The organism is Mesorhizobium sp. M0518, from assembly GCF_040321125.1.
Classification (GTDB): Bacteria; Pseudomonadota; Alphaproteobacteria; order Rhizobiales; family Rhizobiaceae; genus Mesorhizobium.
In genome coordinates this window covers 1-14,943 of record NZ_JAMYQY010000002.1, presented here as the reverse complement: position 1 = coordinate 14,943, position 14,943 = coordinate 1, and the positions used below count along the sequence as shown (strand labels likewise).

Below are 14,943 nucleotides of genomic sequence, written 5' to 3'. Positions count from 1 at the left end.
CAATGGACAAGGCAGCGGGTCTTTCACCGGACGATGCCCTTTTCGCTGCACGGCGGTTTCGGCCCGAATTCGTGCGAGGGGCCGAGGAATGTCGCCTCTCGGTGCTGCACCCGGCAAACGATCAGGGGCTGGCGCCGAATTTGCGTGTTGCTCTTGCCCGTCGCATGGCCGCCCTGAATGCCGATCCGGTCCTGGTGGCCGAATATGATGTTCAGCTGGATCAGCTTGATCCTACAGAGCAGCTTCTGGCTGTAGCCCAGGGCGAGACGGCTCTGGAAGAACCATTGGCGACTATCGCCCGGCACGCCGACCTGGTCACGGTGACGCCAAAAAAGGCCGAGGCGAGCGACATCGCCCTGCTCGCCCAGGCCGGATTGAGCAATCCTCAGATCGTCGCGCTCTCCGAACTGATTGCCTTCGTCAACTTCCAGACGCGGGTAGCGACCGGCTTGCGATTGATGAGGTCGGCATGATTTCCTCGGTGCGCCTGAAGCCGCTGAACTGGCAGCCATACATCGCGCCGGTCAAGCTATCCGAAGCCACGCCGGAACAGCTTGAAGCGATGAAGGTTACGCCTTCGGCCAAGAAAGTTTCGGAATATGTGCGCACCCTTGCGCATGACCCAGAGAGCTATCTTGCCCGCACGGTTCTGTTCAACGCAATCATGTATGTCGAAGGCGGGCTCGCCCGTCCCGACCGCGAACTTGGCGCATTGGGGGCCTCGATCGTCAATGGCTGCAAATTCTGTGCCGTTGTCCACGCCCGCCGGCATGCGGAGTTGACCAAGAGCGACCAAGTGGTCACCGCACTTTATCTCGACAAACCTGAAGCGCTCGGCCAACGCGATGCGGCAATCTACAGCTTTGCCCGCCGCCTGTCGGCGGCGCCGTCGGAAGCGACGGCAGACGACATCGCCGCGCTTCGATCAGTTGGCATGGATGACCGCGAGATCATCGATCTGATCCACGCCATATCGATCTTCGGCTGGGCAAACCGGCTGATGCACGTTCTCGGCCATGCGGAGAGCGGGTGATGATGTCGCATGCGGTCAAGGCACTCCGTCCCACACTGTGAAGGGCACCAACCAGAATGCTTGAACTCAAAGATATAAAGCTGTCCTACGGAAGCACGCAGGTTCTGAACGGCGTCAATCTCTCGGTAAAGCGGGGTGACGTGGTGTCGATCATCGGCCCCAGCGGCACCGGCAAGACCACGTTGCTGAAATGCATCAACTACCTTGCCAAGCCGTCCTCAGGAACCATCGCGTTCGATCAGATTCGGATGGATTACCAGCGTGCCGACAAGACCGCTGTCCAGGCGATCCGGTTGCGAACGGCGATGGTCTTTCAGCAATTCAACGTCTTCAAGAACATGACGGTCCTGCAGAACCTGATGGATCCCCTGGTGATCGTGCAGCGCAAGTCCGCAGATGAGGCGCGGGAGATCGCCTTGCGGGAGCTCGAGCGGGTCGGCCTCACCCCGAAGCGAGATAGCTATCCCTCCCAACTGTCGGGCGGCCAGCTCCAGCGCACCGGCATCGCGCGCGCCCTGGCGGTTCGCCCCGACGTGATACTCTTCGATGAGCCTACGTCATCGCTGGATCCCGAGCTCGTCGGTGAAGTTCTAAAGGTGATCAAGGATGTCACCTCGTCAGGGATCACTTCGCTGCTTGTGACCCACGAGATGCAATTCGCAAAGAACATCTCCAACCGGATTGTCTTCATGGATCGTGGCGTGGTTGCCGCCGATGGCAGCCCGGCTGAAATCTTCGATGCACCTTCCAGCCCGCGACTTGCCCAATTCCTGCAGTCGGAACTCGCTTTTCAATAGCTCAACAAGAAGGGAACCTAAGAAATGTCTGCAATCACATCCAGTTTTTCTCGCCGCTATGCCCTGGCCATCGCTGGCGGCATCGCAATTGCCCTTGCAACAGCGGGGATCAGCCATGGCCAGACCGTTCGGACGATCAAGATCGCCACCTCTGCCGAATCCAAGCCGCTGGCATGGGGCGCGATCGGCGTCGAGCCGCAAGGCTATGAGCCCGATCTTCTGAAGGCGATCAACGCAAAGCTGCCGCAGTATAAGTTCGAAATGGAAGGCGTCTCCGACATTGCCCAGGAAACCGGCCTCGCCACGGGCAAGTACGACATCGCGGTCGGTGGCTACTACAAGTCGCCCGAACGCTCCAAGCAGTTCCTCATTCCGGAAAATCCCATGGGCGCCAGCCTGATGAAGATTTACAGCAAGAAAGACAGCGGCATTAAGGAAATGAAAGACCTGGTCGGCAAGAGGATCGTTCCGACCACGGCCGGCGGTGGAACCTACAAGTTCATCATGAATTGGCAGAAAGAAAACCCGGAATACAAGCTCGATGTCACGGCATCGAGTGCCGGTATCCCCTACCCGAACCGGCTGGACGAAGTTCAGAACGGCAAGTTCGACGCTCTCGTCCTGCCGTCGAATCTCGGTGAGCAGACCGTCATCGAGCAAAAGAAACTCGATATCGTGGCGTCCGAGCCAGTGTTCAGCAACAACACCTACATGCTGATCCACCGATCTGACGAGAACAAGGTTCTGGCCGACGATGTGAACAAGGTTCTCAAGGAATTGAAAGACGACGGCACGATCGAAAAGCTCTCGCAGAAGTGGTTCGGCGAGGGCATCGTCCAGTACATGAAATAGCACGGCCGTCGGCGACCATATTCGCTAGTCAGCGGCAAGGCTGAATTGCAAGAAGGAGCGTTCAAAGTGGATGTATCTGCTATGATTCCCGAGTTGCTCTCGGCACTGCCGCTGACGCTCGCCATCACGTTTACAGCCCTCATTTCCGGGTTCTGCCTGGCTCTCATCGCGACAACCCTCCGGGTCCGCAGGGTGCCAGTCATCAGTCACCTGGTGGACCTCTACGTGTCCTATGCCCGGAGCGTTCCTGTCGTACTGCAGTTGTTCGTCGCGTTTTATGGGCTTCCGCTGTTGGTGATCCTGTTCGGCGCCAAAGATTTTATTTCGGCGACGATGGCTGCCATGGTGGGGTTGAGCCTCTACCACGGCGGCTATCTGTCGGAAGTCATGCGGCCTGCATACCTGGCCGTCGATCGCGGCCAGCACGATGCGGCCGACAGCCTTGGATATACGTTCCGACAGAAAATTACTCGCGTCGTCGGCCCGCAAGCGGTGCACTTCGCTTTGCCGGGCTATGGGAACTCCGTCATCTACCTGATCCATAACGTTGCGCTGGTCATGTACATCGGGGCGGCCGACATCATGGCGACTGCGCATCTGATCATGGAGCGAGACTACAACCAATTCCAGTTCGAAACCTATCTCGTCCTGGCGGTCATCTATTCGCTGATGTGCCTGGTCGCATGGCTCATCGTGCGCTTCTTCGAGCTTCGATCACCGATGCAAGCGCCTGAGGCGACGCCAACAACCCCGATCAAGAACCAGCTCCTCGCGAGCGTCTGACGTAAGGGTATTCAACCATGTTTGATACCGATATTTTGCTCCAGGACACGCAGGAAATTCTGAGTGCCGTACCCGTGACGATTGGAATGGCGCTCATGATTTTCGTCCTGTCGACGATAGTCGGCAGCATATTCGCACTTATCGAATACAGACGGGTACCGGTGCTGCGAGAGCTCATCATGACTTACAAGATCGTCTTCAAGGGCGTTCCGATGGTCATCGTTATTTTCCTCGCCTATTTCGGTCTGCCGCCCGCATTCCAGTTCCTGTTCTCATTGCTGGGGATCAACTTCAACGCCCACGAAACCCCCAATTGGGTCATCCTTGTAGTTGCGATTACCGGCTGTGTCGCCGCGTTCCAATCGGAGATTATCAAGGGAGCCCTGAATGCATTCGACACCGGTCAGTCGGACGCAGCCCATTCGCTGGGCTATACGGGCGGCCAACTGTTCCGACGGATCCTATTTCCCCAGGTGGCTCTCACGGCAATTCCTGACCTGACGACTTCGATGATGGTCATCATGAAGGCCCTTTCTCTCGGATTCGCCATCGAGGTTGTCGATATCTTCGCCCAGTCCCAGTTGACCGCCGCGCTGAACTACTACTACCTCGAAGCCTTCGTGATTGCCGTCGTGATCTATATGGTGATTGCCTATATCGTCACACAGATTGCCGACAGGCTGGAGCAGGCGCTGAGGGTGCGGACATGAGGCGGATGTGGGATAGAATCGTCAAGCTTCGGATATCGAGCCGCACCTGGGAGGCAATTCTTTCGGGGATGAAAAGCCTGAGGAGAAACCCAAGTAGCCGATGTATGTACCGGTGAGTTTTATGCGTTTGGTTGATAGCATCTTTTGTCGCTGCTGACGGGCTTCATGCCGACTGAAGCACCGATCGCGCGGTCGCAACCGCGCCCAGGCACCTGTTCACCGTCCCTTAGCTCGGAAAGCTGCCGGCGAAGGGTGTCGCGGTATCAGCCCACGAAAGGTAGCAGCTTCTGTTCTTCCGTGATCACACCATAACTTCGCCTGGAAGAATCGTCGATGTGTGTTGGGCGGCGGACCTGATGTCCGCTTGGCCGGCGCCGCACAGCCCAACAGCTCCCACCCTGGCGCCGGCCAACTTCTTTTGCCGAACGCGAGAAACGTTCTCCCCAGGCGTTGTGCCGACGCACGAATAGTGCTTTGGTGCCGACATTACTTCGGAGGGGAATATGAAAACAGCAATTATGGCCGCGTTGACCGCTTTGACTATGGCTCTTGTGACCAATGCCTATGCGCATAGTGGCGGCACTGATAGCAACGGGTGCCATACGAACCACAAGACCGGCGAATATCATTGTCATTAGTTTTAGGTCCCACAAGCGCTTGTCGATATCTAGAGATTGACGTTACCGGTGCCGAGATAGCGGCTGTTGTCAGCCATAAGAACCCTTGCCGCCTCCCCGATCGCGCTGAACGCCAATGATGTCCATCTCCTTTTCATCGTAGCACTTGATCTTTCGTCAGCTCATCGTCGGGCCGCTGCGATAGAGACTATCCCGGCGCTTCGAGACGATACCTTCTTGTCCAGTCTGGTCCGCGACGTAGTAAACGGCGTCACCGTGCCGGGCATCGCCTCGTTGAAGTCAACTGATGGATCGCATCCTGGGGGGCGCTTTTGGACGGCCACAGGTTTCTTGGATACTGCCCCGCGCGCCGCTGAACGCTCTCGACGTGGCCAATCGACGATCACTAAGCACGCTCTTCCTCGTTCGGGCCGCTCCGTCGGCTCAGCCGCATCGAAACTTCGTTGTGCTTGAATAAACAATTGCTGCACAGGCACATTAACGCCAGGTTCGGAGAAAATAGTCTCCGATACCGTTTCGGAGCCCTTTCATGTCGCTAGCTGGTACAAGAATTCGCTACGGCAGCCTCGCCCAGGCTATTCATTGGCTTACCGCGCTGCTCGTACTCGTAGCCTTCCTTGTCTCGCAAGGCGGTCCTCCAACGCGCGTCTATGCGCCGGCCAACGCTGCCACCCTGCAGCTTCATGAATCGCTCGGGTTCACCGTTTTCGTGCTGCTCGTCATACGCCTGGCCTGGCGTTTTTTCGACCGTATTCCGGAGTCGCCGCCCATGCCTCTCTGGATGGACGTCGCGGCAAAGACAACGCATTGGGCGCTCTACGCGCTGCTCTTCGCCGTCCCCGCGTCGGCGATGCTCGGCGCATGGTTTGGCAGCCACCCGGTCACGGTATACGGCATCGGCGCCCTTGGTCCATTCCTTGGCGCATGGGGCCCCGGCGCATCCCTTGCCGAGATCCATGGCACGCTCGGCGATGCCCTCATATGGCTCGCCAGCCTGCACGCCGCCGCGGCTATCTTTCACCATGTCTTCCTCCACGATCGTGTGCTGAGGCAGATGCTGCCTGGCTTGCCCAACTCGCAATAGGATCGCCGCCAAGCTGAGCGAAGGGACGCTTACTTCTGAGGGACCGTACTTTACCCACCACTTGTCCAGCGAGCCGAAGCCCATGGCTGCTGAGCGCTTTGCATGACTGCTGATTTTCCTGTCATCGCGGTGCCGGAATCGCCACGATTGATCTCATTTCGTCCTGCTTCCAACCATGGCGGTCGCAATTCTTCGGCAGGCGATGTAGCGCACCACCTGCCGCAAGCATCAACTATTAGAAAATCCCTGATGCCGTCGAGCCGGTGGAGAGATTGAGCGAGAACGCTGTCATCCGATGGGAGTTCCGAACGAACTTTACTACTGGACCGCGTCAATGCGAGTGTCGCGTCCAGCCAGCAAGCTGTTTCGTCCGCAAGACGGCTCGAAAGGTTCCTATTCGTTGTCAGCGCAACAATTCCTCGTCCTCGAACGCGTCCCAGCTTCAAAGTTGGCGGTGAGCCCGTCTGGCTGCCAGGCGGCCCTCGTCAAGCGAGCCTTACCTTGCCCTTGCTCGCCTGAGAACTCTCGGAGGTTAGGCGAAGCCAACCCTGATGATGGTGGTGCGTCGGTCGACAATGTGCTGTTCTCAATCCCTTCCACACAGCACGCGGCGAAACCATTTTATCTAGCCCTGTTTCAGTTCAGGGCAAACGACGCTGCGTTTGTATCGTTCCTCTGCACCGCCGGTTTGCCCTGCGGCGGTCGTGCCTGACTGACTGCCTAGGAAGGGGTGTCGAGAATGGTCCGCACCTTTTCGGCAAGGTCTTCAAGGCTGAAGGGTTTTGGCAACAGCTGCGTGCCGGGATCGAGAATGCCATTGTGAACGATGGCGTTGCGTGTGTAGCCGGTGGTGTAGAGGACCTTCAACTTCGGGTTCTTCTTGCGCAGCAAATCGACAAGCTGACGCCCGGACATCTCCGGCATCACGACATCGGTGAACAACAGCGACAATTCCTGCCCGGCCTCGATCATCTTGATGGCCTCGCTGGGTCCGCTGACCTCAACAACCGTGTAGCCAAGCTCACGCAGCGCTTCGGCGGAAACCGCACGCACGCGATCTTCATCTTCCACCACCATGACGACCTCGCTCGCGAGGCCGCCATCGATCGATCTGGGCTGCGTCTGGTCGGCATCCGGCTCGGCACTGCCGTAATATCTCGGCAGGTAAATCTTCACCGTCGTGCCAACGTCCGGTTCTGAGTAGATTTTGACGTTTCCGCCGGACTGTCGCACGAAGCCATAGACTTGGCTCAGACCAAGCCCCGTGCCCTTGCCGACACTCTTGGTGGTGTAGAAGGGGTCGAAAGCCTTGGCGAGAACTTCTGCAGACATTCCCGTGCCTGTGTCGGTCACAGCAATCAATACGAACTGTCCGGCGGCGATGGCGGACTCGCGAGCGTATCGCTCGTCTACGTACGCGTTTGACGTTTCGAAGGTCAGCTTGCCGCCCTTCGGCATTGCATCCCGCGCGTTGACAGAGAGATTGAGAAGGGCGCTTTCCAACTGTCCGGGATCCGTCTCGACCTGCCAGAGGCCGGCGCCGAAGGCAGTCTCGACCTTGATGGTCTCGCCCAGCGTTCGCATAAGGAGATCGGTCATGCCGCCCATCAAGCGGTTTGCATTGATTGGCTCTGGCTTGAGTGGTTGCTGTCGTGAGAAGGCCAGCAACCGCTGTGTCAGGGCGGCGGCGCGATGTGCTCCATCCATCGCGCCTTCAACAAAGCGGCCAACATCCGTCTCGCCTTTCGACAGTTTGCGCTGAAGCAGATTGAGCCCACCGATGATGACGGCAAGCATGTTGTTGAAGTCGTGGGCGATGCCGCCGGTCAGCTGGCCCACGGCCTCCATCTTCTGCACCTGTCGCAACTGCTCCTCCGCCTTCGACCGCTCCGCAACCTCCTCGATCACGCGTTGTTCAAGGGTGGAATTGAGCGTCTGCAGCGCGGCCTCCGCGCGTCGTCGTTCAGCGAGCTCTCGTTCGGCCGCCTGGAACAGCCTTGCATTGTCGATTGCCGTGGCGGCATGTCCGGCAATACCTAGCAGGGCACTCTCGTGCTCAGGCAGAAACTTTCCAATTTCGGCATGGCCGAAGAACAGCCCGCCCAGAACCTCACCGGAGTTCGAGACGACGGGCACCGCCAAATATGAGCGCACGGGCAGGTGGCCTTCCGGCATGCCTTTTCGCGGCGAATTCTTGCCATAGCGCGGGTCCTTCATAATATCGTCTGAACGAACCACGGCCGTACCAAGGAACGTGGGTTCGAACACCGCCGTGGCACGCGGCATCGGGTAGTTCTCGAATGCCGAACGCGGGGCACCGGAGAGGGCATAGAGCAGGTAGCTGCCGCCCTGATCATCGAGGACATTGTAGAAAAAAGCGCCGAACTGTGCTCCGCACAGCTGGACGCCGGCGTCGGTTGTAATCTGGACGATCTTGTCGAGATTGAACTCGGCCGCGACGGCCGCACCGGTATCGTTCACGATCTTAAGATGGCGCTCGGCTTTCTTGCGGTCGGAAACATCGATCACGGTGCCGATGAAGCGAATCGCCTTTTCGTCTTCGAAAATGGCGTGACCGCTTGCCGCCACCCATCGTTCGATCCCGTCCTCCAAGCCAATTGTTCGATACTCAATGTTGAAAGGGTGGAGGCTGTCGGGCGAGAGGGCCTTTCTCACAGCTTCGTCCGCGCGATCGCGGTCATCTGGATGTAGTCCTGCGAGAAAGGACGCCTCATAAGAAACATCGGAGCTCGAGGCGATGCCAAAAAGCGCACGGCACCGTGTGTCCCAACGCAAATGATTGGCAACAGGATCATAGTCCCAGGTCCCGATGGCGGCCGCCCGGGTTGCAAGACTCAGCCTTTCTGCAGTTTCGGCAGCGCCTTGATCCGACCTTACGCGTTCGATATGCGCCCAGGACCGTTCGGTGACCTCGGTCAGAAGCGCCAGCTCATTCGGGGTCCAGACCCGTGGCACGTTGTCATGGATTGCCATTAATGCCGTAAGACGCCCCTCCTTGACGAGGGGCATGCAAATGGTCGCGGCAATACCGATGTTCTGGAACGTGGCCGCTTCCTCCGGTGCCAGCTCGACACGATTGTCATTGATTATCAGTGGCAGTCCCTGATGAAGTCTGAGAACGGCGAGTTGCCCAAAGGCTTCGAGGCTATAGTGACCGACAATGCTGGAAGAGCCTTGCCGATGCCAATCTCCCCGGATCGTGAAGTGGTCCTGGTCGGGGTCCATATCGGCGTATGCACAGATCGCGACGCCGAGACGCTTGCCCAGCATCCTGGTGGTGATCTCAAGGACCGCGTCTGCGTCTGTACTTTTTGACGTTTCCTTTCCCAGTGCATCGAGGAAGCGCAACCGGCTTTCGTTCTGGCGCAATTCTGCCTGCGCTCGCCGTCGTTCAACCGCCGTACGCGTTCGCTCCGCCATCTCGCGAACGAACTCGATCTCTTCTTCAGACCAGCGCCGGGGCCTGTTGTGGTTGAGGTAGAGGAGCGCCACAAAGCCACCCTTTTCGGTGACCGGCATGTTGATCAAGGATTGGGCGCTAATTGCTTTTAGCGCTGCCGCATTATGGCTTGTGCGCGGATCCTTGTCCGCATCCTCGAAGACAACGGTGATGCCTCGTTTGAGGTCATCGATATAGGTGCCATAGTCGCGAAAATGCAGCACTCCCGCCAGGCTTTTGATGCCAGGCGCGTTCCAATCGCGTTCGATCGAAATGGTTTCTTTCGCCAGATCAATCGTGCCGTAGCCGGCTCGGCTCACCTCGAGCTCCCTACCGATGATTTCGGCTGCGGCGTAGGCAAGGTCATCCGGGTCTTCAATTAGACGCACCACGTCTCCGAGTTCGGCGAGCGCAGCGCTTCTTTTTCGCGCGCGGTATGTCTCGGTCACGTCGAACCCCTCACAGAGTATTCCCGTAACGGTGCTGCTGCCGTCGTAAAGCGGCGCGTAGATGAAGGTCAGATAGCGGGCCTCTTCCTGGCTTTCCGGGGAGCGACGAAAGCGCACCGGAACGCCTTGCGCTTCAAATGTCTTGCCACCGTTGAGAACGTTATCCAACTGCTCGAAGAACCCCTGTCCTTCAAGGCTCGGAAACGCATCTCGGATGGGTTTTCCTAGCCAATCGCCACTGTTGAATACATGACGATGCGCGTCATTCACGAATTCCACCACGTGGTTGCGACCCCGCATGATGATGATGAACCCGGGCGCCTGTTCGAACAGATGGATCTGCCGTTCGGCAGCAAGGCGCTCGCGCATCTCGGCAAGAAACCGGTCCGTCGTTTCCGTGCAAACGCCAAAAAGCCCTCCGACCCGGCCGGCGGTCGGCTCCAGGATCGGGTTATAGGAAAACGCGAAATGCGCCTCTTCCGGCGCGCCATGCTTGTCGATCCGGATTGCAAGGTCATCCATGTGCACGGACTCGCCTCCAAAAACCCGATCGAACATCGGGCCGATCATGTCCCATGCTTCAGCCCACACCTGTTGGCTGGGAAGCCCGAGAGCACTTGGATGCTTCCGGCCCAGTATAGGTAGAAACGCATCGTTGTAGAGCCAGATGCGCTCAGCGCCCCAGACGACAAACATGGGCTGTGCAGAGTTGAGGATCAGATCGACGAGTGTCTTGAGCTCTGTTGGCCAGGATGATGCTGGCCCGATCGCCGTTTCGCTCCACGCGAACGAGCCGATGCGGTTGGCCATTTCACCGGCGCTGCGCGACACAGCGCTCGTCGTCGTGTCCTCATTCAATCCTGCCAAGACGCCCCCCATAGCGAACCGGACAAAACGACGGAGCTTGATTTTGGTTGCATCGCGATCTGCGCGAAGAATTAGGGACGACCCGGACTTTTCGAAGCCCCGACAGGGCAGCGACCAGATCGCTTTTGAACCGGCTCGACCCTGAGCTGGGCGCGAACTTCTTGCTCACTGCTCAGGGACGATCGCGGCTGGGTGAGAGCGTGGCTGCACATCGCGAAGGTAGGACAAGGCGGCTGTAGCCGAACTTGTCATTTCAACTCAAACGTTGCGACGACCTCTGGCGCGTTCCAGGTCATCTGCTGGGTAGACATCCGCCGTTGGATCGAAGCCAGTCCAGCCGCCTGCTTCGTATTCGTTTCGCCGGCCGGCGATGTCTACGGAATCATATTGCTTCAGGATCTGTTCCGCGTTCGGGACAAGATCGTCTTCGACCCTGGCTGTGACCATAGTTCCGCCACGCCGAACGCCTTCGGCATAAACATGTGCGTCGTTTTCAGGCACACCGGACTCCGTCATCGCGCCTATGATGCCACCAGCGGCGCCACCAACCGCAGCACCGCCAACCGCGCCCACCGCAGTAGCTGCCAGCCAGCCTGCGGCAACCACGGGACCGACACCAGGTATCGCCATCAGGCCAAGGCCGGTGAGCAGGCCGCCGGCCCCGCCGATAACAGCACCGACACCAGCCCCGGCTGCCGCATCCTCGCCAGCCTTAGACGCTTCGCCTGTGTGCCAGCCGCCCGAGTTATTGGCCACGATGCTGATATCGTCGTGCGGAACGCCTGTGGCTTCAAGCTCGCCCACAGCGTCGCTTGCTTGATCGTAGTTGTCGAAGAGGCCTGTTACGGTTTTCATCTAATTTGTCCTTGGTTGTGATCAATTGTTGCCGGCAACGACGTTGCCTTGGAAGTCGAGAGCGATTGGTACGGATTTGCCGTCCTTGCTCGCGGTTCCACGCCAGATGCCCTTGTCATCCTTCGTCAGGGCGGAGACGTCCGAGTAACCTGCCTTCTCGATGGCGCTCTTGGCCTGGTCCTCGGTGAAGCTGTTGGCACCAGGCACCGGCGCTGCAGGATTTGTGGTGTCCGCATTGGACACGGCTGGCGCGGTGCTATCGGCGGCAGGAGCGCCAGCCGCGACCTTGCCGATCATCTCCTGATGCATTTTGAGCGTCGGCAACGTCTCGTTTGCAAACGACTTGAGAGCGGCATTGTCGCCGTCCTTGGCGTAGCTTTCAAACAGGCTTACAGCGTCGGCATGCGCCGCCTTCTGCATGTCGGCATACGGTGCATCGACTGGCGCGGCAGCTGACTGCAACTTGTCGACTTCGCTCTTGTGGGCAGCGTCGAGGTCGGAGGGCACCTGCAATTTTTGTTCGCCGGCAATAGTTTCGAGCTTGCCGTTCGCAGCACCATGGTCGGAGATCATTTTCTGAGCGAAATCCTTGAGGGTCCGATCTTGGAGCTTGTCTTGAGCGACCTTGCTGGACTGCACTTCGAACATCCCGCCGATCGCGGCCTTCGTGACGAAATCCTGGGCCGTTTCTGCTGACAAGGCAGGCTGTACAAAGGCCATGGCGGTGCCGATCGACAGCGACGCCACGCGTAGTTTGATTCTCATGCTGAGGTTCCTTGGCTGAAGAGGACGATGAACTCCAACCTCCTGGCGGAAGGTTTGTTCCGGACGGTGACAAATGTCGGAATAGATTTCGCGGCGCCATTCCCGTCGTCGCGAAGCAGGCGGGTCCCGGAACCTCAGACCGACCGAAGAGTTGCCATTGCTTCGCAAAGGAGAGCCCTGATGGCGAAAAATTCCGACGACAATAAAGTTGGCAAGCGTTCTGGCAAAGAGCCTGAAGCAGACGCGCGAGGCCAATCAGAAAAGCACCACAAAGGCGGAAAGAACAACGGTGTCTCAAGCGCCAATCCGCGCATTTTATCGGGCGAGAAGGATGGCGACGCCACATTTCCTCTGAAGCGGAAAAGTGACAGCAGCGTCATTCCAGCGCTGACCAAACCAAATCACGACTACGGCTCTGCGACCAACCGCTTGCGCCCAGCACGCCATGGATATAGCCACGGCGAGATTCCTGCGGAGCGGACGTCGCTGAGCGACGCCAGCCTGCCGAATGTTGTCGGCCAGCAAGGAATAGACCGTGCTAAGCACGGGTTGCGCCTGTAGGACATCGTGTTCAGACCGCTGGCAGGTTAGAACTCACGTTGGCTTCGCGATCGGCTCATCGCTGCCGACAATCGGTGACCTATATAAGGGGGCATGTCCACGCGCCGAAAAAACAAAGCAACAGAGAAGCTGATTGGAGAGTGGCCCTTAAGCCCGGCTGCAACGCTTGGATCTTCCGTCAGAGCGAAGGGTATTTTTCTCGAAATACGCGCCCGCCTTCCAACGGAGTTCATGAAACTGCTCCATATCGAGTCCCGCGTGCTTACCCTGCGGCTGTCTGAAGGCGCCGAGACAGATGTGCAGGTGGCATTCGGGATCGTAGCCAAAGCAATGCAGAAGATCGAAAACCTGCCCGTAATTCCCCGTGAAATTGAGGACATACTGACGATCTCGACGGCTGAACGGCACCGCTGGTTGAAAGATGGTCGCTTGCAAAGCGCCGGGACGAAAACGGTGAAACTCCGCGGGCGGGCAAGGAACATCACCTTTCACGTGTTCGACCCGCAGCACGTAGAGGATGTGCTTGACCGGGACCTAGTTACGGTCTGGCGCGAACAGGACGCAGCGACAGTTGCAGAGAATAGGCGGCGAGCCGCGGGGAAAGCCGCTATGAAACGCGCTCAAGGAAGCGGTCGCGGAACTGCAGCTTCAGCTGGGTATGGCCCCGATGAGAACTCGCACTCCAGTTTGCGCGGCTGGGAAGATTTTGAGAAGGATGGACTCCTGCGCTGATAGGCTGGGCGTACAAGCAGGTTAGGACGTTTGCCTGCGCCGTACGAGATGCGCAAGGAAAGCCGCCAAGCGCATCGCGTTCAGGACCCGCTTAGCAGGGACACCGCCCTTGCGAGCCATCTCGACACCCTAATGCATCTGGTCGAGCTCGCGGATCGCATGAGCGTCCGGATTGATGCTGAGATGCAGTGCCATTTGATGCCAGCGCCAGTCGAGGTCGAGTCGCCACGGATATAGCCATCCGGCGAGATCACAGCTTTATCAGGCTCACCATGTGTGCTGCCAGCGAGTTGTCTCCGCGAGGAAGCTGCGGAGCGCCGCTCGGTTTGCTGCAGACGGCTCTTGCCAATAGGTGCGAACGGGATCAAAACCCTCGCTCAGCCCCGCCTCGTACGCTTTGCCGTTCTGGGAGATGGTCCCAGCAAGGCGATCTGGATGCTGGACAGCTAGGCTCGACAATTTTTATTTAGCACGCGATGGCGCGGGCGAGATTCAGCTGGATTTGTTAAGCGACTACAAGAGCACGCTTTACCCGACCTTTCCAAAATTACTTTCGGACTCACAAGCCACGCTGCCTGGCGGTCTCGGGAAAGACGATCCGTTTTTCTTGCCGCGCGGCGCTGAAGCCTTCAGGCGCGATATTCCCCGTGCGAGGGTACATTTCTTCGACGCGGGCCACTTCGCGCTCGAAACTCATGCGGAGGAGATCGCGGCGGGACGACGCTCTCTTCCTGTCCGCCTTGCGAAGTCAGATTTTCCGACTGGCCAGCAGCCTTGTCAGCCAGTCCGGATTCATTTCCGGAACAGAGGACAAAAGCCGTTCGGTGTAGGCCGCGTGCGGTGGCGTGAGAACTTCGCTCTTCAATCCCTGTTCAACGACTTTGCCCTGATGTATGACGACGATTTCGTCGGCTATCGCGCGCACGGTAGCAATGTCATGGGTGATGAAAATGTAGCTTATTCCGAGTTCACGTTGGAGACGAATGAGAAGCTTGAGAATTTCCTCTTGGACGATCTGGTCGAGCGCGGACGTGATCTCGTCGCAGATGATAAGCTCCGGATCGGCAGCCAACGCGCGGGCAATGCAGACGCGCTGTTTTTGGCCACCCGACAGCTCGCCAGGCAGGCGTTCCAGAAAATCTTCGCTCATCTCGACCATGTGCATAAGTTCGCCGATCCGGCGATCCCTCCGCGCGCCCTTGAGGCCGAGGTAGAATTCGAGCGGCCGAGCTATGACTTCTTCGACCGTTTGGTGCGGATTCAGGGCGTTGTCGGGCATTTGATAAATCATCTGTATGCGGCGCAGGACCTCCTTCGGCCGCGTCTTCAGGCCCGTGGAAAGAAGCTGGCCGGCAAA

General features: G+C 58.4%; 14 protein-coding genes and 1 pseudogene. 11 read left to right on the top strand and 4 right to left on the bottom strand.

Annotated elements, in window-relative coordinates:
- Positions 1-2 precede the first annotated feature (2 nt).
- The 8 genes from NKI66_RS02940 to NKI66_RS02905 all read left to right on the top strand — a co-directional run bounded on the left by NKI66_RS02940 (position 3) and on the right by NKI66_RS02905 (position 5,897).
- Entirely contained in the window at positions 3-473 is a 471-nt protein-coding gene (locus tag NKI66_RS02940; protein ID WP_206535270.1) for a CMD domain-containing protein, read from the top strand.
- Positions 470-1,033: a peroxidase-related enzyme gene (locus NKI66_RS02935; protein WP_023809595.1), complete on the top strand. Its 564-nt coding sequence runs from the start codon at positions 470-472 to the stop codon at positions 1,031-1,033. The genes NKI66_RS02940 and NKI66_RS02935 overlap by 4 nt, the downstream gene beginning before the upstream one ends.
- 56 nt (positions 1,034-1,089) lie before the next feature.
- Positions 1,090-1,830, top strand: a complete 741-nt coding sequence (locus NKI66_RS02930; RefSeq protein WP_352750738.1) for an amino acid ABC transporter ATP-binding protein — start codon at positions 1,090-1,092, stop codon at positions 1,828-1,830.
- A 24-nt stretch (positions 1,831-1,854) separates the two neighbouring features.
- Positions 1,855-2,682 carry a transporter substrate-binding domain-containing protein gene (locus NKI66_RS02925; RefSeq protein ID WP_023809597.1) on the top strand — a complete coding sequence of 276 codons (828 nt, stop codon included), beginning with the start codon at positions 1,855-1,857 and terminating at the stop codon, positions 2,680-2,682.
- A gap of 66 nt (positions 2,683-2,748) precedes the next feature.
- The gene (locus NKI66_RS02920) at positions 2,749-3,465 is read left to right on the top strand and encodes an amino acid ABC transporter permease (protein ID WP_352442493.1); all 717 of its coding nucleotides are present in this window, start codon (positions 2,749-2,751) and stop codon (positions 3,463-3,465) included.
- Between the two features lie 17 nt (positions 3,466-3,482).
- Complete coding sequence (locus NKI66_RS02915; protein WP_023809599.1) at positions 3,483-4,175, top strand: amino acid ABC transporter permease; 693 nt, start codon at positions 3,483-3,485, stop codon at positions 4,173-4,175.
- Positions 4,176-4,678: 503 nt separating this feature from the next.
- Positions 4,679-4,813 carry a YHYH domain-containing protein gene (locus NKI66_RS02910; RefSeq protein ID WP_352679009.1) on the top strand — a complete coding sequence of 45 codons (135 nt, stop codon included), beginning with the start codon at positions 4,679-4,681 and terminating at the stop codon, positions 4,811-4,813.
- A gap of 529 nt (positions 4,814-5,342) precedes the next feature.
- A complete protein-coding gene (locus tag NKI66_RS02905; RefSeq protein ID WP_352750736.1) occupies positions 5,343-5,897 on the top strand; it encodes a cytochrome b in 555 nt (184 codons plus the stop codon).
- A 720-nt stretch (positions 5,898-6,617) separates the two neighbouring features.
- On the opposite strand, the gene NKI66_RS02900 is transcribed toward NKI66_RS02905, so the two are convergent.
- From NKI66_RS02900 to NKI66_RS02890, 3 genes are all read right to left on the bottom strand, one after another.
- Positions 6,618-10,685: a GAF domain-containing protein gene (locus tag NKI66_RS02900; RefSeq protein ID WP_352750735.1), complete on the bottom strand. Its 4,068-nt coding sequence runs from the start codon at positions 10,683-10,685 to the stop codon at positions 6,618-6,620.
- A gap of 246 nt (positions 10,686-10,931) precedes the next feature.
- On the bottom strand, positions 10,932-11,528 hold the full coding sequence (locus NKI66_RS02895; protein WP_352750733.1) for a hypothetical protein: 597 nt from the start codon (positions 11,526-11,528) through the stop codon (positions 10,932-10,934).
- A gap of 21 nt (positions 11,529-11,549) precedes the next feature.
- Entirely contained in the window at positions 11,550-12,293 is a 744-nt protein-coding gene (locus NKI66_RS02890; protein ID WP_352751091.1) for a DUF4142 domain-containing protein, read from the bottom strand.
- A gap of 180 nt (positions 12,294-12,473) precedes the next feature.
- Here NKI66_RS02890 and NKI66_RS02885 point away from each other — a divergent pair, with 180 nt between their 5' ends.
- The 3 genes and pseudogenes from NKI66_RS02885 to NKI66_RS02870 form a co-directional block, all read left to right on the top strand.
- On the top strand, positions 12,474-12,854 hold the full coding sequence (locus NKI66_RS02885) for a hypothetical protein (RefSeq protein WP_352750731.1): 381 nt from the start codon (positions 12,474-12,476) through the stop codon (positions 12,852-12,854).
- A gap of 93 nt (positions 12,855-12,947) precedes the next feature.
- Positions 12,948-13,586 carry a hypothetical protein gene (locus NKI66_RS02880; RefSeq protein ID WP_352678996.1) on the top strand — a complete coding sequence of 213 codons (639 nt, stop codon included), beginning with the start codon at positions 12,948-12,950 and terminating at the stop codon, positions 13,584-13,586.
- A gap of 451 nt (positions 13,587-14,037) precedes the next feature.
- Positions 14,038-14,313: pseudogene (locus NKI66_RS02870) on the top strand (alpha/beta fold hydrolase); the annotation flags it as partial.
- A gap of 21 nt (positions 14,314-14,334) precedes the next feature.
- Here NKI66_RS02870 and NKI66_RS02865 read toward each other — a convergent pair.
- On the bottom strand, positions 14,335-14,943 hold a 609-nt coding region (locus NKI66_RS02865; RefSeq protein WP_352750729.1), incomplete at its 5' end, for an ABC transporter ATP-binding protein.